Genomic DNA, 25,280 nt, shown 5'->3' with positions numbered 1-25,280 from the left:
GACAAGCAAAAAGGAGGTTCGGTGTGGATAACACAATTATGACTGGCACGTGCCAATCGAAAAAACAAAATCAACTCATAAAACAGTTGAAAGAATACAAATTTATTTATATGTTGCTTTTACCAGGCATGATTTTTTACATAGTTTTTCATTACATGCCATTATATGGAGTAACATTAGCGTTCAAAGATTTTATAGTAACAAAAGGAATTAGCGGTAGCCCTTGGGTAGGTTTTAAGTATTTTGAACATATTTTTTCTGATAAGAAGTTTTGGGAAGTTACATTCAATACTTTACACATTTCTCTGGGTAGATTAATTTTTGAATTTCCAATTCCTATTATTTTAGCAATTTTAATTAATGAATTGATATCAGTAAAATTCAAAAAAGTAGTTCAATCGTTATTGTATTTTCCTTTCTTTATATCATGGATTATAATGTATACGTTGTTACAGAATGTATTCTCAGTAGATGGTGGAGTAATCAATGGTATTCTACAGATGCTTGGAATGGATACGGTAAACTTCTTGACTGAAACTAGTTGGTTTAGGCCAATAGTATATATATCTAATATATGGAAAATGGCAGGATATTCAACGATATTATATTTGGCAGCTATAACTAATATAGACCAACAATTATATGAAGCGGCATATGTAGATGGGGCTAACCGTTTTAAAAGAATATGGCATATTACTTTGCCAGGTATGCAAACTATTATACTAACTGTGTTGATTCTTTGTGTTGGAAATATGATGAATGGTGGTTTTGACCAGATTGTTAATATCTATAATCAAGTAGTCTATAGTGTCGCTGATATTTTGGATACTTATGTATATCGTCAAGCTATGGTAAGAGGTCAGTTTAGTCTTGCTACAGCAATTGGATTATTTAAAGCTTTCATCAATTTAATATTGTTATTAATTGTTGATAGGATATCAAGAAAATTAAAAGGCGTTGGAATTTATGAATAAGGTTGGTGAAGAAATATGAGTGTAAAGACAAAAAATAAAAAAAAGTGGGGGAAATTTGACATATTCAATGTGGTGTTCTTCACCTTAGTCATTTTGATTATGATATATCCTTTTTGGAATGTATTTATGATTTCTATTGTGGACTATAAAACCTTTGCCGAAAGTGGTTTTTTAGTACTTCCCAAAAAACTAGATTTATCAGCATATAGGTTTATTTTTGCATCTGATGAAATCATTCGTTCTATTGGAGTAAGTTTGTTTGTAACTGTTTTTGGTACTATGTATAATTTATTTTTAACAATATCTTATGCATATGCATTGTCTATTAAGAAATTACCAGGTAGAAAAATATTTTTGACATTTGCTATAATACCTTTATTCTTTCAAGGAGGATTAATACCTCTTTATTTACAGGTAAAAAACCTCGGATTGATAAACAATGTTTTTGCAATGATTTTGCCAATGGGTATTAATATCTGGTATCTTATTATAATTAAAAATTATTTTATGGAGATTCCTGAAAGTTTACGTGAGGCAGCAAGGATTGATGGAGCTAATGACATACATATACTGTGGAAGATTATACTACCACTTTCAAAACCAATGATTGCAACATTCCTTATGTTCTACGCAGTAGAGAGATGGAATGAATGGTTTAATGCTATGTTGTTCATTAAAGATACAGACAAAATACCATTACAGAAATTATTAAGAGATATTGTTTTTAATAATTTTGGTGCAGGTAACATGGCAAAAAGTTATCGTAAAGTAACGGGTTCTTATGTAGGTGGTGAAGCTGTCAAAATGGCGACTGCGGTTGTTACCATTGTTCCTATTGCCGTATTATTTCCTTTCTTTCAGAAGTATTTTGTAAAAGGAGTTATGGCTGGGGCAGTGAAGCAATAAATAGTTATTGTTAATAGGAGGTGCAATATAACAAAAGTATTATAGTTATAATTAATTTTTGGGATTTTAAAAGGAGGAGAAAGTTTTATGAAAAAAATTAAAGTAGTATTAAGTATATGTTTAATAATTACCATACTCGCCAGTGTTGGATGCGGCAAAACAGCAGATAAAGATAATGAGGCTGTATCAAGCAATGGTGGAGAAGCAACTAATAAACATTATAATATTAAAATAGGATTATGGGATAGTGCTAATTATGGTGATGATGATATAGCTGAGTATCTAAATGAAAAGTTCAATGTGACATTATCATTTGAAAATTTTAGTTGGGCAGATTATTTACAAAGTTTGAATGTTGCTGCATCAAGTGAATCGTTACCAGATATGTTTGCTCATCCTGCTTGGAGTAATGTAGATACAAGAACAACATTTTTCCAATGGATTCAACATGAGGTAATTAAACCACTACCAGAAGATCTTAGCGAATATAAGAATATCTCAGCACTTATGAAAGACTTTGAGTTCTTAAGAACTAGAGAAGGTTCTCATTATATGTTACCAAGAACTGCATGGAAACCAGAAAATGCATTTGTAAGTCAGGCAATGTGGGTTAGAAAAGATTGGATGGAGAATGTTGGAATAACTAAGATGCCAACTGATTCAGAAGAATTATATGAATTATTAAAAGCTTTTACATATGACGATCCAGATGGAAATGGTAAAGATGATACTTATGGTATTACAAAAGGTGGAGAAGATCTTTGGGTTCTTAATATGTTCCAGATTGAAGATGCGAACTGGATTGAAGAAGATGGCAGATACATTCCTGGTAAGATATCTAAGAGAAACATTGATGCTATTAAGTATTTGAAGAGATTATATGACGAAGGTATTATAGATCCTGACTATACAACTATTAGACCTGAACAAGGTATGGATAAATTTATCTCTGGTAAAGTTGGTGCAATAGCATATACATCAGAAGCTTATCATTTTAAAGAAAATCTAGTAGATAAAATGATGAAGATTAATTCAGAATGGGGTCCAGATGTAGTAGATATTATTGCACCTGTTGCAACAGAATATGGTGATCCTGTTGTTAATAGTTTTGATAACTATTGGTCAGGTACGTTATTTAAAGGCTCTATGGACGATGATAAGATGAAACGTTGTCTTGAAATATATGATTTCTTATTATCAGAAGAAGGATTAGAACTTGGACGTTTTGGTCTTGAAGATAAGCATTTTGAAATGGATGGAGATAATTACAAAAGTTTACTTCCAATTGATCCAGACACAAACTTACCTAAGACATTGACATTAGAGCAACCTACAGCGGGTATAAAAGCATTAGTTACTTGGGATGTTGATGGAAGATGGTTAGAGCCATCTATGCCTGAGCGTTGTATAGAGCTTGAAAAGAAAGCACATGATTTGTTAGTACCTTATGAGAGAGATATTGATCCTAGAGTTAGATATATCTCAACTCCAGCAGTAGATTCAATGCAAATTGGAGATATCTATAGAGAAATGTTATTTAAAGGATTTATGGGAACAACTGATATAGAGAAACATTTCAATGATTACCTAAAAAATGTATATGATAATTACAATATGCAAGAGGTTATTGATGAATTTAATGAAGAAGTTAGGAAACAAGGTATTAAATAAATTAATTGATTAGTATCCACATACTTTTTGTAATACAAGGAGCAGGAGGCAGAATAATGACAATAAATGAACATTCATATAAAACATATACAGGGGAGTATACTACAGAGATTTCATTTCCTTTGGGAGGAATTGGAACAGGATGTATAGGTCTAGCTGGTAACGGAAGGCTTATTGATTGGGAAATTTTTAATAGACCTAATAAGAATGGTAGTACTAATGGTTATTCTTTTTTCTCTGTCAAATGTGAAAAAAATGATGGGACAGTTTTTGCCAAGGTACTTAATGGTGATTTAAATAATGGTTATATTGGAAATGGTAATGAAGACTGGACGTATGGGTTTGGAGTGAAAAGGGAATATCTATCTGGTATGCCTCATTTTAAGACAGCAGAGTTCACTGGTACATTCCCTATGGCATCTATTAATTTTAAAGAAGAAAAAGCACTAATTGATATAAAAATGACTGCTTTTAATCCTTTCATTCCATTAAATGATAAAGATTCATCAATTCCATGTGCGATTTTTATGTTTGATGTAACTAATAAAGGAGAAGAGGAAGTTGTAGTTAGTTTAGCTGGAAGTTTATCTAATCCTTTTAATAAAGGTGGAGTTAATTCTTATATTGAATCTAATAAGGTGAAATCCATTAAGTTTGGAACTACTCATTATGACCAAGATGATGTGGAGTATGGAGATATGACATTAAGTACTATGGATCAAAATGTTAGTAGACAAACTTATTGGTACAGAGGTGAATGGTTTGATAATCTTATGGTATTCTGGGATGATTTCGCTAAAAAAGGGCCATTAAAAGATCGTATATACGATCAAGTAAAAGATAGTAATAGTTGGAATGCTACAGTGAACTTTTGTGATGTAGGTACTCTTTGTAGTGAAAAGACTATTCAACCGGGAGATACAGAAACTTTTCAATTTATGATTCACTGGTATTTCCCAAACTTCATTAATTACTGGAATCCTGGAGAAGTGAAAAATCCAAAATGGAAGAATTACTATGCCACTGTATATAGGGATTCTCAAGATGCCATGAATTATACATGGAAACATATTGACCGTTTATATGAAGAAACATTGTGTTTCAGAGACACTCTATTTGCTTCAACTTACAAAGAATTTATTGTGGATGCTATTGCTAGTAATCTATCAGTACTCAAATCAGCTACATGTACTCGTTTAACAGATGGAACTTTGTACGGATTTGAAGGATGCCATACTCATGCTGGATGTTGTGAAGGGTCTTGTACACATGTATGGAACTATGTACAGGCAACTGCTTTCTTGTTCCCAAGTTTGGAGCGTTCTATGAGAGAGATTGATTATAATAGTAATCAGAATGAACATGGGAAAATGTTCTTTAGAATGTTATTGCCACCAGGAAGAGGCGGGGAAGAACAATCTAATGAACTTGCTGGAACTGGGAAAGCAGCGGCAGATGGACAGATGGGCGGTATTTTTAAGACATATCGTGAGTGGAAAATTAGTGGCGATGATAATTGGCTAAGAAAAATTTGGCCGTCAACTAAAAAAGCACTAGAGTATGCATGGAATCCTAACAATAACGAATGGTGGGATCGTGATGCCGACGGAATTATGGAAGGAATTCAACATCATACTCTAGATGTAGATATGTATGGACCTAACTCATATATAGCTGGCTATTATATGTTGGCACTTCTTACAGCATCTGAAATGGCGAAGGCTGTTAATGATGACCAAGCAGGGAAATATAGAGATATGTTTGAAAACGCTAAGGAATGGGTAAATAACAATCTATTTAATGGGGAGTATTTTCACCAAAAAATTGATTTGACAGATTCTGCGTATCCTATTGATGATGAGATAGGTGAAATGAAATACCAAATAGGCGAAGGGTGTCATATAGATCAAGTAATTGGTCAATGGTATGCTCATATATTAGGCATTGGTTATATCTTTGATAAAGATAAGGTAGTAAAATCCCTAAAATCTATATATAAGTATAATTTTGTAGAAGCTTTTAGAGAGTATCCAAATCCATATAGAGTCTATGCATTAAATGATGAAAAAGGTACAATGATTTGTACATGGCCAAAGGGTAATAGACCCAAAGTTCCAGTGCCATATGCAGCAGAGTGTATGACTGGTTTTGAATATCAGATAGCTTCTCATATGATCTATGAAGGGTTAATAGATGAGGCTTTTGAAGTTATAGCTGCCATAAGAGATCGTTATGATGGAAAGAAGCGTAATCCATATAATGAGATTGAATGCGGGAGCAATTATGCTAGAAGTATGGCGTCTTATAGTCTGCTTTTGGCTCTTAGCGGATTTGAATATGATATGAAAAAGCAACATATTGGATTTGCACCAAAAGTAAATGAAGAAGAGTTTAACACGTTCTGGTGTATAAACAGTGCATGGGGGAGTTATGAGTCTAATGAAGAACAACAAGTTATCTTTGTAAAATATGGCTCATTGCAATTAAAATCTATAGGTCTTGTAAAGGCGGAACAAGTAAAAAAAGTATATATTGCAGATGAAGAGGTTGAATTTGCTGTAAATAAGGGTGTTATTTTGTTTAGTGGTACAACAATAAAAATTGATCAGAAAATAAGATTAGTCATGGAGTAAAGATAAAGGTTAAACTAATATTATGTTTAAGGAGAGAGGTAAATTATGAAAAATAGAATGTTATATATAATATTATGTATTGCTTTATTAACAGGAACCATGAATGTTAGTACAATTAATGCTTATACAGGGAACACACTAACTTGGCCATCAGTTTTTCCAAGTGGCATGGAAAATAATAGTCCCCAAGTAATTGGTCGTGGAACAAATACGGCAAGTATGAACTTTGAAGAGACAGCAAGGGATTTATCCTATGAATCAACGATTATGTTATATAACGACACTACCGCAGCTCAAGGTGGTCTACTTTTTAGAAATATGAGTGACGATCATACTAATGGATATATTGCATTGTTGCATAAAACAAACAAAATCCAAAGAGTTGAATTATTTTCAACTGGTAGTAATACAAAAATATTAGCAACAGCAGATAGAAAAATAGATTTCTTAGTTCCATATAAATTAAAAGTGGTAGCTACGGGAAATAATATTCAAGTATATTTTAACAACGAGACAACACCTTGTATACAGGTGGAAAATAGCGATCACTATGTTGGAAAAATGGGATTATTCAAAGCTGGGACAGGAACAGTTACCTTTGACTTTATATCAGCTGATTATGAACCTGCTGGAGAACTTAAATTATATAACTTGTTGACATCACAACTTGGATATGAACCTAATGCTTATAAACATGCTTATATTCGTGATGAATCAAGCTCCAAAGTAGAAGATGGCACCCAGTTTCAAGTGAAAAATGCAGAGACTGACGAGGTAGTATTTACTGGGCCTGTAACCTATTGGGGTGAAAAATGGAATTCTCATTGGTGGAAACTAGATTTTACACAGCTTAAAATAAGTGGTGATTTCTATGTGCAGGTAGATGATGAAAAGAGTAATGTTATTAAAATAGCTGAAGATGCTCTAGTTAATTATGAAATGGTAGCAATAGCTCTAGATCAACTTGATTCACGTCATAATCATGGTGAACCTAATACATATTTGAATGGTAACCTTAGATTTAAAGGTAAATGGCTTACTCCTGATGGAACACATCCTCAGGGGATATATAGAGACTGCATGTCAAATTTTGCAGAAATAGAATCTGTTGGTATGACTTTAGTTGGACTTCTTGATTTATATACCCTTCAAGACTCTAATTTCAGTGAAGTAGATAAGCAAAGGATGAAAGATTATATTAAGTTAAGTGCTGATTATATTGTAGCTTGTCAGAGGACAACTGATGATCCAGCAACTAATGGGCGTTTTGCACATAGTATTTTAGTTAATACTGAGCATGATGGCTGTGCTTGGGCAGGAAATACTTATACATGGCATGATATGGCTTATGGTATCTTTGTATTAACTAGGGCTTATGAAGTAGTGAAAGAATATGATGCTTCATTAGCGGAGGTTTATTTGAGTGCCGCTAAAAAGGCTTATACTTGTGCATCTTATAGACCATATAAATTAGAGGAAGAACTACAACTAGCTAAAAAAGTAGACTTCGATCCAAGTACTAAATATGCAGAAGCATTATGGAATCCAAGTGTAAAAGAGTATAGGAGGAATCCAAAAAGTGTACCAAGTGGATGGGGCAATAGGTTAGAGTTTTCACAGAAATTCTATGATAAGGATTCTAGCTGGCAAGAGCCTTTGACATTAAAGACAAGGGAAAAATTATTATTCGTATATAGTTGTACTCTATTATATAAGGCAACTCAAGATGAACAATATTTGAATAAAGCTATTGAATTTGCGGATTTAGTTAGTGAAAGGCAGTTTGTTGACTGGAAGAATTCAATAGAAGGTGTATATGGAACATTCTATGAGTTTGAAGGAGATAATGAAGCGTTATCGGTAGAAAGTGCACAAGCAGGAAGTTATCACATGGGTAATATATATCCATTATCAGTCAATGGGTTCATGAATCTTCTAACCCTAAGACCTGAGCATGAAAAAGCTGCCGATTGGTACAATGTTGTTAAGACATATTCAGATAACTATGTTAAAAAATCTGCTGAACTTAATCCTTTAGGTATACATCCAATAAGTGTATATAAAGATAGTCAACACGGTGGTGTGAAATTTTTTATGAACTTACTTCATGGTGCGACTGGACATTATGGTCAAATGGCCGGAGATCTTCTTGATTTGGCTAGTTTTATGAATGATAATAGTTTATCAGAGTTAGCTGCATCTGACCTTAATTTCTATACAGGATTAAATCCAGGAATTCCTCAAGGAAATAATAAATGGAAATCTGCTAGTTTGATTAACAAAGTAGGGGAATCATATTATAATACCGGTGGAGAAGGTATAAAAGGTGGAGTTATTAATGGCTTTAAATCCGGAAGGAACTGGACTCTTTACACTATTGAAAAAATAGCTGATAAACCTGATATTACTGGTGGGCAAGAAGACTGGGTAGCTCATAGTCATCCTTATGTGGGTGCAGCTGCTAAGATTGAAGCCAATTATCAATTGAATGTTCATTCATATAATAATGATATTGGTGTTCCTGCCCAAGTAACAGTAACTCTTGATAAAGATTATAACTATCAGACAGATAATACTGGTAATGTATCTATTACTCAATTGCCACTAAATTGTAAAGGTATTGTTGCTGTCACTTATTCAGGTAAAACAATAACTAAGCATATTGAAACAATGGGTGCTGGTAAGATGGATATAAATATAGACTTCGCTAAATATGTTGAGCTTTCTCTTACAACTCCTAAGATATCAAAGAATACAGCAGGTACAGTAACATTAACTATAGCTAATAAAGGTTTTGAAGATGTTAATACTACTATTAAATTATCATCAGCAGGTGTTTCGCTTGAACAAAGAGAGTTGGACGTTCAAGTACCATCTGGAGAGACTAAGGACTATATTCTTAATGTTACAGGAGGAAATAAAGTAATGCCTTATACGGTATATGCTTCTGCGAAATGCAATGAACATAGTCTGCATCTAGGTTATGAACAAGGATTGGTTGAGTAAGAGTAATAAATGGAAAGTGATTAGTGAGTAAGATTAGATAATAGAAGGCCGCTGGTTTTTGCTGGTGGCCTTTTAAGTTGATTTTTTATGTTGGTATGTTAGATATGGTTGATGCAACTTTATGGAGGATTAGGGATATGATTTTTTTCCAGGTATGAAGATTCTGAAAAAAGCTGTAAGATGCTGAATAAGGGAGATTGCAGTTGTTTTAAGAGAGAAAAAATTTTTGTGGGATGAGGGTGGAAAAAAATAAGAAAAAGTTGATATTTTAGGGTGTTTGTGGTTTAATATAGGAGTAGGGAATGTAGAGTTTATGTTGTTGAACCTTAACAAGAGTTGTATTGAAATTTTCCTATCTCTCCTGCTGTTTGACATTCTGCTAAGTTGAACCTTAACAAGAGTTGTATTGAAATATTTGTAGATAACGGTTATTCAATATTAGATATTAGGTTGAACCTTAACAAGAGTTGTATTGAAATTTTAAATGAGTCAGTTAATAGAAAGTTTAAAGAGATTGTTGAACCTTAACAAGAGTTGTATTGAAATATTTTAGCAGGTTCACTATTATGTGTTCTTACTAAAGTTGAACCTTAACAAGAGTTGTATTGAAATTTTATTACATTATGTAACTCTGTTTGTAGTTTCTGAGTTGAACCTTAACAAGAGTTGTATTGAAATTGAAGGTTGGGAAAGTCATAGACAGAGAGAATAAAGGAAAAAGATAGTGGTGGTGAAAAATATGTTTGAAAAAGCTACAAAAATGAAAGAAAAATTGGATGCATTGAGACCATTGCCATCATATACTGTTCAAAGTATAAGAGACAAATTACTATTAGATTGGACTTATAATTCAAATGCTATAGAGGGAAATACCCTTACATTGATCGAAACCAAAGTTGTACTTGAAGGTATAACAATAGGTGGAAAAAGGCTAAGTGAACATCTAGAAGTTATTAATCACAAAGATGCCATAATTTATGTAGAAGAAATTGTGAAGAATGAAGAAGATTTAACAGAGTGGCAGATAAAGAATATACATCGTTTAGTTTTAAAAGGTATAGATGATGCAAATGCTGGGCAATACAGAAAACAAAATGTTATCATATCGGGAGCAAAGCATATACCTCCAGATTATCTCGTCTCAAATGATGAGATGAATAGATTTATAGAATGGTATACGTCCAAAGGGGCCAAGGAGATGCATCCAATTGAGAGAGCTGCTAGAGTACATGGAGATTTCGTTAAGATTCATCCGTTTATAGATGGAAATGGAAGGACTGCAAGATTACTATTAAATTTCGAATTGATGAAGAGTGGTTATCCACCTATAGTCATACAGAATGATGAACGAATGAAGTATTATGCAGCACTCGATAAAGCACATACAACAGGTGACTATGGTGACTTTATATTTATGGTTGAAAAAGAAGTAGAAAACAGCTTGAATATATACTTAAATCTAATACGATAAATAGTCTCCTTCTTATAGGAGGCTTTTAATTTATCTAACATAGGGCTATTCTGAAGTGGATTTTAAATTGATAAAATTAGAGTAGATTACTACTTTTCATGCTAATGGTAAAGTACTTATGCTGAAAGGAGAATTCAATGAATAGTATTCAACTTAAGAAACTTGCTTCTAAAATAACGCATAAGATTTATGAGGGAGAGACTTATGATATCAAAGATTGGCTTAACTATATGTACAAACAAGTAGATATCATAGGTCAAAATAATAAGAAATTAAGAAATCCTCTCAACCTATATAATAATTGTTACTATTTTAGAAAAAGAGAAGAACCACTTGCAGGTGAAGAAATTATATATGGTGATTTTATACTATTTGATTATTGTGTTCATAGCGAAGATATGTACATAAGAGAGTTAGATAGTCTTGAGCAACTTGAAAAATCAATAAAAGGTGATGGTGGATTTACTAATACTTTTACAACTTATCAAGTAGCAATAATAAAAGGTAAAGTAAAAGACTACAATCTATATTTCACGAATGGAAATGATGGCGAAGAGTATAAATTTATCAAAGATTATCATGATTTATTCGAGAAAGATGCAGAGCGTAGAGGTATTCCTTATTTTGAAATATCCAATGTTAGATTAGAATGGGTAGAATAGTTACATGCAGTATTAACATCTGCTGAATAGAGATTAGGAGAGTATCGGTATATGAAGTTTGTATATAGAGAATTAATAATAAAATCAACGATCTATAGAATATATGAAGTAGCAAATGTTCCAAAACAATTTAGAAGTTTATACACGCCAAATGATAATAGTTGTATACTAGCCAATGCAGAAGGATATAGATTCCTATGCAACTTATTGGTAGTAGTAGCAAACATTAAGATTGATAATAGCATATTTTTGGTATTTGATGAGTCTAAGGAATGTGAGCAGTTTCACGAATATTATCTAGGTGCAGAATTTCATAAGAACATTATGATTAGCAATTACAGATATTCACACATATCTAAAAAACAATTAAGTCAGTTGTTAGATATGCGTAAGTATACTAAGGGAAGATTAGTTAAACTGGAAATACCGAAGTATAATTTTGATAAATTGTACCATTGGAACTTTAAAAATAAGCTTACCGTTAGGAACTATAGTAAATGGATTATGCTTTCTTCAGATTTTGATGGTTATTTATATATGGCAAGAGAGGCGAATAGTTTTACGGATATTGAGGATGATCCAGAAGAATATTTTGCTCATGCACATTTATCCTTTCTAACTAATCAAGAAGATAAACTTGATCTAAGGTATTTTTATCAAGGATGATGCATTTACTGCACATAAAACAACATATACCGCTTTAATAGTAATCGTTTATACATGCTATAGAATAAGCGTAGATGGTGAGAAGAGGAAAGTAATAGGTGGCGTGCTTGTTAAAGATATATAGAAACAAGGGTGAATTAAATAACCAACATAAGAAATAAATAACGCTGGTCATGAGATTGGAAACATATTAAATTACTTGGATTTAATAAATTGGAGAGGAGATAGTACAAGATGCAAATGACTGATATTGAAATTGTAATGGACACGACGAAGTCTTATTTAGATGGGATAATTGATAGTATAGTATATAGCTTTTATAAGGGAGGTATCTACTATGAAAGATAGAAATAGAGTTATTTATGTTGCCATTTCAATAATTGCAGTACTATTTCCTATAGGTTTTTTATTGGGTGTAGTAAGTGAAAAGGTAGCATTCCCAATAATATTTACACTATTGGGGTGCCAACAGTTATTTAATGGATTGTTTATAGTCTCGAGAGACAATAAAAAATCTAGATTATTTACAATTATTTTTGGAAGTTTGTTTATAATATTTGGAATCTTCATCGTCTTTCCAACGTATTACTTGTAAAGAAACTATGGAAAGGGATGCTAATAGTGCTCCTTTCTTTTTATTTATAACAAGATTAAAAGTTTAAAACTCGATTTTTTAGCCCTTCCTTGACAGTAGGGTATGTATCTAGGATTGAGAAGAAAGCCTTGAATAAGTTAAATCGGGAGTTTCATAATAGATGAATGTAGTGGCGGCTTTTGGGGTCGCCTTTTTTGTTGGGGGAAGATGAGGTTCTGAAGATACTCTTATATGAGGTAGAAGTAAGGAGAAAGAAAATTTGGTGAAAGAAATGAAAATTGAAGAGCATGGATAAATTGGTAGGTGCAAATATTTACGTACATGGTAAACCATCGGTACCTTGACAAAAAGGGGCTGTCGGAAAATAAAGAAGCCTCACAAACGAAAAAGAGAGCTGAAATAATAAATTCTCTCTCTTTTTTGTATACATGTTAATGTCAATATGTACATTTTACCATTTACACCAGATACATTTGGTGACTTTTTTAAAGACACTTCAGCATTTTATAGTATAGATCAGTTGGTTGAAATAGTAAATAGACCTATAGACACAATGAAAGACTATAAGGATATTTTCAAGAATGAACTGTTAGAAACGCCTAATAGTTTAAGCACACTGTTAACTGAAATCTTGCGTTTCTTTGAAGTTTTCGTTGTCTCTTGATAGAGAGATTCAGTTAATCGTTCAGTATGCCTATAGCCTTTTTTAATATTTCTAAAGCGTCGTTGGAATCTCTTAACTCCTTTTTAAGGCGAGCGATTTCTTTCTCTGCATCTGAACTATAGTTACCAGAACCCCTATGATTTACATTACCATCATTATCTCTAGCTTTTTTAATCCACCCATTTAAAGTTGATGTACTTAGTTTTAGGTCTTTGGCAACTTGTGTAAGACTCTTACCTGATGAAAAGTAATAATTAACAGCATCCTGTTTAAATTCAGCATTATATTGTTTGACAGTTCTACCCATTATGTCATCCTCCTTGTTAGTAATTATATTATACACTAAACACAGGATTTTACGAGCTTAAGTTGTCTCTAGCATCACCATTACCATTTGCGTAATCAAATCAAACTTAATATCCATACCTTCTATGGTATTTACTACACAGTGGGCACATAGCTCGGCTTGTAGTAATCCATCTCGCTTGGTGCGAAATCATTCGGAAAGAGTACATCCGAACATTTTTTATACCCTCAACAAAAGAAATTTACAACAAATACCCTTGCCTAAACATTTATAACCCTTGTCATGTTGAATCCAATTAACACAGCGATAATAACGGCTGCTATCTGCCTTTTGGGTATGCAAGTAGCACACGATAGAACCAACTATCATAAATTTTTAACATTATATTCATTTTTTTATTATGTCTTTTGAAATAGGTAAATTTTCCTGCAAGTTCCAATTCATCAGGATAGGTTGCTATCCAATCCTTTTCAAACATTTCCATAACTTTGATCAAATTTCTACCTTTATCGGTTAAAGCATCGTTTTTACTTTTCAAAATAATTACCTCTCTATGTCCCTTTCATTCAGTTTCTTTGCAAGAATATCTCTTGACCGCTGTACTCGTTTTCTTACAGCAGAGTTCTTGAGTCCGAGAATGTTTGACATTTCATCATAAGATAATTGTTTTAAGTAACGGAGCATAAGTGCCTCTTGGTGGATCGGCTCTAACTCATCTACCTTTTCACGGAGAATTTCTGCCGTTATACTTTCAATGACAGACGTTTCCACATCTTCATCGGTTGCCAAACCATATTCCATTTGCTCAAGACTTGTCAACTTAACTTTTTTCTTCTTTTTCAGAAAGTCCTTACATACGTTCTCAATTACTATAACGACAAACCCCTTAGTTTTGTGACTTAAAACTTCTTCTATGCAATCAATATTTTTCGCTATTTTCAAAAAAGCATCATGTGTGGCATCTTCGGCATCTTGTTGATTTCTCAAAAAATCATGAGCAATATAAAAGACAAGTCCCTCGTATCTTTCATATATTTGTATTATCTTTACTTTATCCTCATCGGTTTCAAGCATATTCAAATACTCCTCTCTGGTAACCTTACCATAGTCAATGTATAAATATCATTTGTATTAAAGAACTTAATTCTGTTGCCCAACTTATAGATTTCCGAATATTATCTTTTAACTAAACATTGTATAAATTATACACCTACCACTTAATTCCTGTCTATATTATTTCCTATTAAAAAATTTTAAAATAAAAAGCCTCCTATTAGAAAGAAAACTCTAAAATATATCCTCAAAATTCCAAACAACACCCAATCGACCTCTATGGTCTATTTCAATACGGTCAATAAATACCTCAACCATTTCTCTGTTAAGCTTCTCAAAAGGAGTACATCCCTATTACCATTACAGCGACAAAGAGCTCATCAGGTAACGCTTCAAGCGGTAGTAAGAAGAAAACTACAAGTAAAGCAGAGATTAAGCTCAATGATGACTATAAAAGCTATCTTCCAAGTCGTGGGAAAGCTCCAAGGATTCAAGATAAGACATCAGCCTCCCCTGCTGTAGATGATTATTCGGTTGATATGTATTCTTACAGGATGAGGTGTGGCAATGTTCCATATTAAGGGTGGTGATGATATTGAAAAATGAAGATTTATTCTATCCAGAGATACAGGCAGATATAGGCTCTTACTCCTTTGATAAAGGTATTGAGGTTGAAGTATACTCCTCTAAAGCTTCTTACTTTGACTGGGCGAAGGTAAGTTTTACAGAGGAATTGGGCGAGAAGGTGACATTAAGCAAGCTGGATGAAGCGGTTGTCAAGCTTGGTTATGATGGTAATTTAGATGATGTATTCAAAGGATATGTTAATGATCCTGTGAATACTGGAGGTAGTTCTCAAAATGAAATCATACTAAAGGATGACATGATTAAGCTCGAGGAGACCATCATCACCAATACATTCCTTGAAGCTACACCACAGGAAATTCTTAGATACAGCCTTAAAAAAGCAGGCATACAAGATTATAAGCTATCATCCAAGGTGTACCCAAAGAAGAGTATAGTCCCTATATTCAGGAAGAGTGTTATTGATGTTATTGAGGAAATTCATAACCTTTGGAGAATAAAGGAGCTCTTCTTCTTTGCAGATAAGATATTTTACTGGGGAGAGAAACCAAGTCAAAGTAAGGTATATGAGTTTGAATATGCTGTAAACATCATAGATTTAACCTTTGCTGATGGACTCTGGGAGCTTGTAACGGTATCCGCCCCTTTCATAAAACACTCTCAAAAAATAAAGGTAATCCATCCCAGTATATCAGGAGAATTTGAAGTGTCTAAGATGGTATTCTCCACTACTGGGGACGGTTTTACACGAAGTAAGATATATTTTGTAGGTGATGAAGCATGGCGAAATAATTTCATTTATAGAAGCGACACTTGATGGAGCTGATTTAGGGATTAATGCTGAGAACAGCGAATTAGAAATTATCAGTATTAACAACAACGAAGACTAGATTGTTTATAACAAAGGACGCTACTCGTTAAGTTGGAGCAATGGCGAATATAGATATAGTTTAATCGGTAATAGTAAGGCGGAAATGATTAAAATGAAAAAATAATTAAAATATTGAAAAATCAAAAAAATCAAGTCACAAAAATTTTCCTTTATCGTTTTAGAGGTTATAGGGATGATTGTAAATCTCTAATAACGAAAGAAAGGAGGATTGGTTATCATAAAAAGTAAAAATTCGTGCTACTATTGCTTTGGTAGTTGCAATGTTATGTATTCGATTTATGGATGTGTATGCCACATCGCTTGAAAATACAGTCACCAACTACATATAAATATACTTCAATCGCTAAAACAGATCTATCAATATCTTCCAGAAATGCAACGGTGCCAGTTCATTCATAGGGTATTCCGTTATCACAGAGTGTTTAATTATTACCATATACTTATTGCTACTAAAATGCTAAATAAAAAACACAAAAAACACAATAACATGTTAGGAGGGGTATTATGAAATTGAGTGTTATGAAAGTAATGCCGCGCATTATTATTTGTCTTTATATTATGTGTAGTTTTATTTTTTTTAGTGGATGTAGAAACGGTGACGCTGATTTTAGTAATAATACTAATTTCTCTCAACTATATGGCAATAGTGATTTTAGTGTTGTGTTAGATGAATCGGAAACATCAGCAAATGGTTCGATCCTAATATATGAAAAGGAGCAGAATATACTTGGTATAAAAATTGTAGCATTGGTTAGTATTGATGCTACTGATTGGGGTGGGATAGCTTTTCAGATTCCTAATGGTTGCTATTTAGATGATATGTTATGTACCTATCCAGATGATTTGGAAACTATCAACAATGTCGATTTAATCGATTTTTGGGTTACAGGAAATGAGGATGTTGAGTATGGATCAGCAATTGAAATTGGGCGCTCTCGTAATCAGGAACAATCTGAAGGCGGAGATGGAACAGTGGTAATTGATTTTTCATATCCATACGATGATATTAACACAATTAATGAACTCAAATTTGGTATCGAGTGTGGTGCAAGCTACGAAAATGGGAACATTATTTGGGGTATTGGTTACGATGAAATTGTTGTTGAAATCAACCCCTTAATTAAGAAAGGAGAAGTTAAATGAAGTCAAATAGAAAATATTGTATTTTAAGTATGGTTCTTATTTGCAGTTTAGTGTTTAGTACATTTAGAATGGATGCTTTTGCGGTTTCAGATACAATTATTCGTTCAACGGAAAAAAGTGATACTACAGCATATGGTTATCCGTCATGGGCAGACATTTATGTTTCAAGTTCAATTGCATATATGGGAGCAGAATGGTCTTCTTCAAGAGAAAAATGGGCTTTCAACTATAGATTTGCTGGGACAGGTTCAGCTGACTGGAGAAGTGGATCGGATGCAGACTTGATAAGAGTGGCGGCTATGGATGTCAATTTAACGTCAAATAAAAGTGCCGCATCTGTATGGACAAATAGTAGTTCTGAATACTTGGGTTCTGCACCGGAATCTGGCACAAATCCAGATTATGGTGCAGTTGCAAATGGAGTGATTGGTCTTGCAATTACTGCAATCAATCACCTTGGTGCATCATATGCGTGGTCAATTATTGGGTTAATAAGTGCGTTTGTAAATACTACTGATGACGAAATATCAGATCCTTATAGGGCATATAGAAATTGGTATTGGAGTTCTGACGAATCAGATGTAGGACAATTTTTCTGGTTTATAGTTGATGTCAAGCCAAATGAGACAGTTCAAATGTCCTCAAATTATTACTTAATTGGTCCTGGATATGAACTATTAGAAGCAGGAACAACGTATCGAAACATTCAAGCTGGTGGTCCTGGGAAAACAAGTATAATAATGAATCCCGAAACTATGACCGCAGAGGAAAAAAATGCATATGGTATAGAAACTATTTACAGGAAAGATTTTGCCTCTAAAGTAGAAAAACTAAATATTTCTGAAAGAAGTCAACAAGAGTTCCTTAATTCTGACGATGAAGTTTTTTACTATGCTCATAATTTTGTTGAATATGAAGTAACTCAAGTTGATAATTTAGTGTCAGAAATTGATGTAGACAATCTTACAAAGGAGAGTCTAAGTGACAATATTACATATCAAATTGAGCGAAGTAAAAAAATAGTATTGGGGCTTAGAAGCAAAAATATGGACAAAGACCCCGAGAATGTTGAGATGCTTGAAAAACATGAGGAGCGAATTAAGCTATTAAATGATTTGTTAATTCGGCTTTCTGATTCAAGCAATGCAAAAAGTCTAAATCTTTATGATTTATATATGAATTATAAGGATATTTTGAGCTAATTGTGTCAAAACATTTAAGGGAGTTGTAAAGTTTTTTGTGGTGCGGCTAGGAAAAAGCATATAGTTTAATAGATGAAAATCCTATCTGGTTAAATCAACAACATGAGAAGCCAGTAGCAAGTTTGGAGCAATATAGGTTATATTATTTAATCTTAAACAGGGGGTTAGGTAATCGACTTGAAAGTGATTGAGCTTCTAAGATTTACTAAGTTAAGAGAGCCGATTAGGTCACAAACTTGGAAGGAAATATTTTATTAATCGATATGGTCAGAGTAATAAAATTTGTAAATGCCTTATAACAAGGCTTAGTGACTAAATCAAATAATCTGATAAGGGGCTGTCGGGAAAATGTGATTTTTGTTCTCCACAACCTCTTTTCAATTATATTGATTTTTTAGTAATTATTCCGTATCAGTCAAAAAATAAAAGAGATCTAATGTGTTAAGAACATGATAGATGAAAAAAAGTTATGAAAGAGAAGAGAACTTATGAAAGAAAAGAAACGATAATAGATGATAAGATAAAAGCACTTACTCAGGATATGGAGGTATTACAATCTAATGTAGACGATAGTGAGGTTATAGCAAAAGAATTTAATAGATACTCTCCTTTTGAGAAGCTTAATAGAGAAATGGTTGATGGATTTATTGATTGTATTGAGATAGATCATAGAGGTCGGTTGGGTATTGTTTGGAATTTTAAGGATATATTTTAGGATACCTAATTGATGTTGTACTCTGGTATTATATGGTATACTATAGTTAATAATTATTAACGAGCTGAATATAATATGAAGATGAAGATAATTCAAGTTGAATATAGCATTATTGATTATAAAGAAAGATAACTTTTCCACAAGTATGAGGTGATAAGATATGGATAGAATAATTCATTTTACAGTATTTTGCCTTGAAAATTATAAACAGGTTCATAATATGACTGGTAAGGACGCTTTAGCGATTTTTGATGAAAATGAGGTATTTGATTACATTAAAAAATTCTATGATATACTCCATATGACTGGAGATGGATATATTGTTAAAGATATTGATAGATATATAGAATCACGAGTTAATTAGACAAAAAGGTTCAGGCTAATTTATTTGCCTGGATCTTTTTTTAGCCCTACCTTGACAGTAGGGTATGTTTTGATAATTTAGAAATAAGTGTTTGAAAAGCTATTTAAAGCTTTTTGGTAATGAAATTCAACAGAACTTTAACTATTAAATCAAAGATAAATGATGATAAATAGTAATACATACAATTACAAATAATACATAAATAAATTAAATAAAGTTATAAAAACTGTATAAATTACAAAAAAATCTATAATAAGACTTGACAAATTAATCTATATATTTATACTATTAATATAATATAAAATATTGATCTCATACCTATGATGGGGAGAATAAAGTAAGCAGTAGTTGTTACGTATATTAATAAAAAGCCTGCTATGGTAAGATAGTATCATATCGTGTTTATTTTAAAGTACAGACGTAAAGTAATGAATGGTCAAGTAAAAGCAGATGTGAGGAAGATCCTTAAGAAATTATGTAAGTATAAAAGAGTTGAGATAATAGAAGGAGTAGTATTGTCAAGATCATGCGTATTTATGTGTAAACGTACTGTTTCACGAATTTTTAGGAATCTTAAAGGGAAAAGTACTTTGATGGTATTTGACAAACATCCTAATCAAGGAAGCAAAGAGAGTAGAGTATTTTGGGTGAATATCACCGAAGATGCAATGAAGTATATCCAAGAGCAGCAAAAGAGGTAATGGAAGAAGGAGCTAGGAGATAAGAGCTTCTTATAGAGAGTGATGGTAATAGTGTTTGTGATACACATCTTTTAAGTGGGTAAGTATCACAGATCTTATAGGGTTAGTCAGCAACCACAGATAGTACAAAAGGCAAAAGGTGGAAAAGTGGAGAAATATCGTAAACACCATTTAGTGCCAGTTAGGTTACAAAAATAATAATTTGTACATAGCAATAGGTGATGGTTCATTATTAATAGTAAAAAATTATTTTTTCTACTAAACGTCAATAATCAAATAGCAGAAGCTAATAATATCTATTAGGAAAACAACAACAGCAGGCAATTGTAGTAATTGAATAATAAAACAAGAATATCAAATAGATTTTTGGAATAATAAAATAGATAAGGAAGAATAAAAGGATGAATAATTAAACAGGTAGTTCGGTATAGAGCAAGTGATATTCATGTAGAACCATTTGAAAGAAGAGAGGTAGATACAGTGTTTAGTGACTCAAAGAAATGATGATAATAAAAAATGCGTGGTAGCATAGAGGTTTTACTGAATAATTGTTTTTTAGAATGTAATTAAAATATATATGCATTATTTAATAAAAATAAATTATTATATCTTATAAAAAATCCGTAAAGGAGTTTGAACAATGATATTATTTTGTTTGCCTTATGCAGGAGTATCCGAGGTTATATACTTTAAATGGAAGAAGTATTTGCAATCTAATATTAGATTATATCCAGTGGTACTTAAAGGAAGAGGTAGTAGAATACAAGAGGGTTTTTATGAAATCTTGAGAACATACAAAAAGATAATTATAAGATGATGATTAGGTACAAAAAAATCAATGATAAAATTATTCTTTATTTCAATCATAGTATTTTTATTGAAAAAAAAGTAATAGAAAGAATGGCAATATATTTTGAAAGGATAACTAAAAACATTTTAAATAATATTTCAATTAATATTAATGAATTAAAACTTATTGATGAAAATGAAATTAATAATATATTATATAAATTTAATAATACAAAGAAGAAATTACCTAAGAATAAATTAGTACATCAACTTTTTGAAGAGCAAGTAAACGAATCGCCTAATAAGATTATTATTGAAGATAATGGTAGACAAATAACAAACCATATTTTAAATAGTAAAGCTAATCAATTGGCTAGGTTGTTAAGAGATAAAGGCGTAAAAGCAAATTCTATTGTTTGTATTATTATGGAAAACAGTATAGAGACTATAATTGGAATATTAGGTATATTAAAAGCAGGTGCTGCTTATTTACCCATAGACCCTTTATATTATAATCGAATTCCATATATATTGAAAGATTGTAATTGTGATGTAGTTCTAACTAACAAACAAATGGATTTATTATCTGAAAGAAATAAAGTGGTAATAAGATTAGATGATGAAAAATCTTATGTTGATAAAGATAGTAACTTAAATATAGATACAAATCCACAGGATTTAGCTTATATTATATATACCTCTGGAACAACTGGTAATCCGAAAGGTACTATGATTGAACATTGTGGATTACGAAATTATATTTGGTATGCGGCAGATCAATATGTAAAAAATGAAAGTATTACATTCCCCTTATATACGTCTATTTCATTTGATTTAACTGTAACCTCTATTTTTACACCTTTAATAACAGGAAATAAAATAATTATATATAAAGGAGAGCAATATGAGAATCTGGTGAAGAAAATAATAGAAGAAAATCGTGTAAATATAATAAAGCTTACACCTTCGCATTTAAAGCTCATTAGAGATTTTAAAACACTAAATTCAAAACTTAAAAGAATAATTGTCGGAGGAGAAGAATTAGAAACTCAGTTAGCTAAGGATATTTATAATAATTTTGGCCAAAATATAGAAATCCATAATGAGTATGGACCAACTGAGACAGTTGTAGGATGTATGGATTATATATTTAATCCTAAGAAATGTAATAAAAGAACAGTGTCTATAGGAACGCCTATATATAATACGGAAATATATGTATTAGATGACAATTTAGAACCTGTACCATATGATGTAGTGGGTGAAATCTATATTTCAGGAGAAGGCGTTGGAAGAGGTTATTTGAATCTTGATGAATTGACAAGGGAAAGATTTCTGAAGAATCCATTTTTAAAAAATAGAAGAATGTATAAAACGGGTGATTTGGCAAGAATGACTCCTGATGGATTAATAGAATTCTGTGGAAGGGTTGACAATCAAATAAGCCTGAACGGTTATCGGATAGAATTAGGAGAGATTGAGAGTAATCTTTTAAAGCATCCCCAAATAAAAGAAGCTATTGTGATAAAACGTAAAGTAGAAGGAGAGAAATTTCTTTGTGCTTTCATTAAAGTAGGTAATAAAGTAAATGAACTGGGGATTAGAGAATTCCTTGCAAAAATACTTCCGAATTATATGATTCCAACTTACATTGTAAACATTGATAAGATACCATTAACATTAACTGGAAAAGTTAATGTACACCAATTAAATGCTATCAAAATTAAATTAGATGTGGAACATGAAATAGCTAAAACAGAATTACAGAAGCAATTGGTTAGTATATGGGAAAAAGTTTTAGGAAAAAAATCTTTGGGTATTAATGATAACTTTCAATATATTGGTGGTGATTCAATAAAAGCTATTGCAATCTACGCTGAAATGAGTAAATTAAATTTAAAAGCTAACTATAATGATATATTTCTCCATCCAACGATCAAAGAGTTTAGTAAATACATTGTTACGGAAGATAAAATAAAAGATGAGCAGGGGTTAGTAATAGGTGAGGTAGTTATAAATCCAATTCAAAGAATGCTAATTGAATATGACGTACATAATATTAATCATTTTAATTTATCTGATATGGTATGTAAGAAAGATGGATTTAAACCAAAGATTGTAGATGAAACCATTAAAAAAATTATAGAACATCACGATTATCTGCGAGCTAGCTTTGATTTCTCTGAAGGTAAGACAAAAATAAAAAATAGAGGATTAGAAGAAAATCTATATGATTTTGAAATAATAGAGTATTTAACCGATACGGATGAAGAGTTTCAAAAAAGAGTTCAATTTGAGATGGACGGTAAACATCTTATGGATTTGAAAAGTGGTCCCTTGGTAAGAGTGGTTTTATTCAGAGAACAGACTAATAATTATGAATATTTATTTATTACTATAAGCCATTTGGTTGCAGATGTTGTATCATGGAAGATATTAATTGAAGACTTTATAGCTATCTATACACAAATCGAACAATGTCAAAAGATACAACTACCCAAAAAGACTACTTCATTTAAGAAATGGATGGATAAAATAAAGGAATATTCAGTTAGCACTAAATTATTAGATGAAAAAAAATACTGGGGAAATATACTTGAACAGAAGATAGATATATTACCAAAGGATTATCAAATTAAGAAAGATATGAGACGCAAAAAGAATATTAGGTTAGTGACTATAACTTTTGAGCGTAAGACTACAAGGCAAATCATAGAAGATTCTTCTCAGTTTTATCAATCTAATATAAAAACTATACTACTTACTGCATTTGGATTAGCATTAAAAGAATGGAAAAAATTACAAACAATTTGTATAGAATTTGAAGGCCATGGGAGAGAAGAAATTTTTAATGATATTAATTTAAGTAGAACAATTGGATTTTTCACTAATTTATTTCCAGTTATTTTGGAACTACCTAAAACAAATAACATGAGTCATATAATAAAAGTTGTTGAGAATATTTTAGACACAGTCCCAGATAATGGTATTGGTTATGGAATTCTAAAATACATAACACCTTTGTATTTAAAGAAAGAATTAAATTATTATTTGAATCCTGAAATAGGTTTTAACTATTTAGGTGAGCTAGGTCATAGTGATAATAGGTATAGTGATAAATTTGTGGAACCTGATTTCAAAATTAAAAGGAATATTAGTGATGAGTTAGTACGACCTTATTCTCTAGAAGTTATTGGGTCTATAATTGAAGGTAAATTTGAACTTAATTTCTTTTATAATACTTTTGAATATAAAAGAGAAACCATAATAAGATTGACAGAACTATTTAAAAAGTCCGTTAGAGATATATTAAATTTTACTCACAAGAAAGAGAGGATATGTGAAAATGAAGTTAATAGAACCTACAATAAGTTATAAAGAATCGTTTTTAAAATTTATTACTGATGTTAAAATGACAGGATATGAGTCATATGAACTTTATAAAGAAGCCGAAAAAAATTTTGATAAATATCTCCAGAATATTATAAATGAAAGTAGAGGTATTAATCTTCCAGCGAAATGGGTACCATGTAGTAGTTTCTGGTTAATTAATGAATACGAAGAAGTAGTTGGGGTTATTAGGATACGACATCGTGTTAATAATGATTATTTAATGAAGCTTGGGCATATTGGATATGAAGTGAAATCTACTTGTAGAAAAAAAGGCTATGGAACTAAACTGTTAGAATTTGGTTTAGTTGAAGCCCATAAACTTGGAATACGAAAAGTACTTTTAACTTGTGATAAAGATAATAAAGCGTCTATACGTGTTATTGAAAAAAATCAAGGGGTTTATAAAGAAAAAATCTTTGATGATGAATTAGGAAAGTATATAATTCAATACCAAATATGTCTATAAGTTATAAAAAGAATGAATTTGTATATAAAATCTAGTAAGAAATAAAGCTTTGCTTGTGGTAAAACTTCTGAATAAACTGTAATGAAGAATGGGGTGGGATTTTTTTAATCTTGCTACATTAATATGTTAGATGTGAAAATTATAGACGGTAACAATAGTACCTTGGTAAATAAAATTTTTAGGGAATACAGAAATATTTACACTAATATTTTTTAGCCCTTCCTTGACAGTAGGGTATGTTTCTAGAATTGAGAAGAAGGCTCTTAGTAAGTTGTATAAGGAGTTTAATGGAAGTAGGTAATGTATAACTGGTAATAACTATATATCAGACTTATTCATGAAAAATATTCCTTAATATAATGAAATAATGTATACTGTACAAGACGGTCGTAGGTGTATAGAAAGCATGAATACATTTAGGT

General features: G+C 31.6%; 21 protein-coding genes and 1 CRISPR repeat array. Of the genes, 18 read left to right on the top strand and 3 right to left on the bottom strand.

Annotated elements, in window-relative coordinates:
* The first annotated feature begins 23 nt into the window (after positions 1-23).
* From N4A55_RS07475 to N4A55_RS07435, 9 genes are all read left to right on the top strand, one after another.
* The gene (locus N4A55_RS07475) at positions 24-974 is read left to right on the top strand and encodes an ABC transporter permease (protein WP_293754973.1); all 951 of its coding nucleotides are present in this window, start codon (positions 24-26) and stop codon (positions 972-974) included.
* 15 nt (positions 975-989) lie between these two features.
* Complete coding sequence (locus tag N4A55_RS07470) at positions 990-1,880, top strand: carbohydrate ABC transporter permease (protein ID WP_293754972.1); 891 nt, start codon at positions 990-992, stop codon at positions 1,878-1,880.
* A gap of 87 nt (positions 1,881-1,967) precedes the next feature.
* Positions 1,968-3,551: an extracellular solute-binding protein gene (locus tag N4A55_RS07465; protein WP_293754971.1), complete on the top strand. Its 1,584-nt coding sequence runs from the start codon at positions 1,968-1,970 to the stop codon at positions 3,549-3,551.
* Positions 3,552-3,607: 56 nt separating this feature from the next.
* Positions 3,608-6,184: a GH116 family glycosyl-hydrolase gene (locus tag N4A55_RS07460; RefSeq protein ID WP_293754970.1), complete on the top strand. Its 2,577-nt coding sequence runs from the start codon at positions 3,608-3,610 to the stop codon at positions 6,182-6,184.
* A gap of 45 nt (positions 6,185-6,229) precedes the next feature.
* Complete coding sequence (locus tag N4A55_RS07455) at positions 6,230-9,190, top strand: cellulase N-terminal Ig-like domain-containing protein (RefSeq protein ID WP_293754969.1); 2,961 nt, start codon at positions 6,230-6,232, stop codon at positions 9,188-9,190.
* A gap of 318 nt (positions 9,191-9,508) precedes the next feature.
* Positions 9,509-9,868: a CRISPR direct-repeat array (repeat unit 30 nt; unit sequence GTTGAACCTTAACAAGAGTTGTATTGAAAT).
* 61 nt (positions 9,869-9,929) lie between these two features.
* Positions 9,930-10,661, top strand: coding sequence for a Fic family protein (locus N4A55_RS07450; RefSeq protein ID WP_293754968.1), 732 nt, complete (start codon positions 9,930-9,932; stop codon positions 10,659-10,661).
* Positions 10,662-10,798: 137 nt separating this feature from the next.
* Positions 10,799-11,323: a hypothetical protein gene (locus N4A55_RS07445; RefSeq protein ID WP_293754967.1), complete on the top strand. Its 525-nt coding sequence runs from the start codon at positions 10,799-10,801 to the stop codon at positions 11,321-11,323.
* Positions 11,324-11,374: 51 nt separating this feature from the next.
* Positions 11,375-11,989: a hypothetical protein gene (locus tag N4A55_RS07440; protein WP_293754966.1), complete on the top strand. Its 615-nt coding sequence runs from the start codon at positions 11,375-11,377 to the stop codon at positions 11,987-11,989.
* A 337-nt stretch (positions 11,990-12,326) separates the two neighbouring features.
* A complete protein-coding gene (locus N4A55_RS07435) occupies positions 12,327-12,584 on the top strand; it encodes a hypothetical protein (protein WP_293754965.1) in 258 nt (85 codons plus the stop codon).
* 677 nt (positions 12,585-13,261) lie between these two features.
* Here N4A55_RS07435 and N4A55_RS07430 read toward each other — a convergent pair.
* The 3 genes from N4A55_RS07430 to N4A55_RS07420 all read right to left on the bottom strand — a co-directional run bounded on the left by N4A55_RS07430 (position 13,262) and on the right by N4A55_RS07420 (position 14,629).
* Positions 13,262-13,555 carry a transposase gene (locus N4A55_RS07430; RefSeq protein WP_293754964.1) on the bottom strand — a complete coding sequence of 98 codons (294 nt, stop codon included), beginning with the start codon at positions 13,553-13,555 and terminating at the stop codon, positions 13,262-13,264.
* 319 nt (positions 13,556-13,874) lie between these two features.
* Positions 13,875-14,093, bottom strand: a complete 219-nt coding sequence (locus N4A55_RS07425; RefSeq protein WP_293754963.1) for a hypothetical protein — start codon at positions 14,091-14,093, stop codon at positions 13,875-13,877.
* Positions 14,094-14,098: 5 nt separating this feature from the next.
* A complete protein-coding gene (locus N4A55_RS07420; RefSeq protein WP_293754962.1) occupies positions 14,099-14,629 on the bottom strand; it encodes an RNA polymerase sigma factor in 531 nt (176 codons plus the stop codon).
* 574 nt (positions 14,630-15,203) lie between these two features.
* Between N4A55_RS07420 and N4A55_RS07415 the strand changes: the two genes are divergently transcribed.
* The 9 genes from N4A55_RS07415 (at position 15,204) to N4A55_RS07375 (ending at position 24,858) form a co-directional block, all read left to right on the top strand.
* Positions 15,204-16,010, top strand: a complete 807-nt coding sequence (locus N4A55_RS07415) for a serine/arginine repetitive matrix protein 2 (RefSeq protein ID WP_293754961.1) — start codon at positions 15,204-15,206, stop codon at positions 16,008-16,010.
* A gap of 579 nt (positions 16,011-16,589) precedes the next feature.
* A complete protein-coding gene (locus N4A55_RS07410; protein WP_293754960.1) occupies positions 16,590-17,228 on the top strand; it encodes a hypothetical protein in 639 nt (212 codons plus the stop codon).
* Positions 17,225-18,430 (top strand): hypothetical protein, encoded by a 1,206-nt coding sequence (locus N4A55_RS07405; protein WP_293754959.1) that lies wholly within the window; start codon positions 17,225-17,227, stop codon positions 18,428-18,430. The genes N4A55_RS07410 and N4A55_RS07405 overlap by 4 nt, the downstream gene beginning before the upstream one ends.
* A gap of 469 nt (positions 18,431-18,899) precedes the next feature.
* Positions 18,900-19,145 carry a hypothetical protein gene (locus tag N4A55_RS07400; RefSeq protein WP_293754958.1) on the top strand — a complete coding sequence of 82 codons (246 nt, stop codon included), beginning with the start codon at positions 18,900-18,902 and terminating at the stop codon, positions 19,143-19,145.
* Positions 19,146-19,305: 160 nt separating this feature from the next.
* Positions 19,306-19,509, top strand: coding sequence for a DUF3791 domain-containing protein (locus N4A55_RS07395; RefSeq protein WP_293754957.1), 204 nt, complete (start codon positions 19,306-19,308; stop codon positions 19,507-19,509).
* A 395-nt stretch (positions 19,510-19,904) separates the two neighbouring features.
* Positions 19,905-20,210, top strand: coding sequence for a transposase (locus N4A55_RS07390; RefSeq protein WP_443083825.1), 306 nt, complete (start codon positions 19,905-19,907; stop codon positions 20,208-20,210).
* A 640-nt stretch (positions 20,211-20,850) separates the two neighbouring features.
* Positions 20,851-21,027, top strand: coding sequence for a hypothetical protein (locus N4A55_RS07385; protein WP_293754955.1), 177 nt, complete (start codon positions 20,851-20,853; stop codon positions 21,025-21,027).
* Positions 21,024-24,377 (top strand): amino acid adenylation domain-containing protein, encoded by a 3,354-nt coding sequence (locus N4A55_RS07380; protein WP_293754954.1) that lies wholly within the window; start codon positions 21,024-21,026, stop codon positions 24,375-24,377. Before N4A55_RS07385 ends, N4A55_RS07380 begins: the two co-directional genes overlap by 4 nt.
* Positions 24,346-24,858: a GNAT family N-acetyltransferase gene (locus tag N4A55_RS07375; RefSeq protein WP_293754953.1), complete on the top strand. Its 513-nt coding sequence runs from the start codon at positions 24,346-24,348 to the stop codon at positions 24,856-24,858. Before N4A55_RS07380 ends, N4A55_RS07375 begins: the two co-directional genes overlap by 32 nt.
* Positions 24,859-25,280 lie beyond the last annotated feature (422 nt).

Origin of the sequence: Vallitalea sp. (genome assembly GCF_025211055.1) — a bacterium.
Classification (GTDB): domain Bacteria; phylum Bacillota; class Clostridia; order Lachnospirales; family Vallitaleaceae; genus Vallitalea.
The sequence above is the reverse complement of the archived record's forward strand: the minus strand, read 5'-3'. Positions and strand labels throughout refer to the sequence as shown.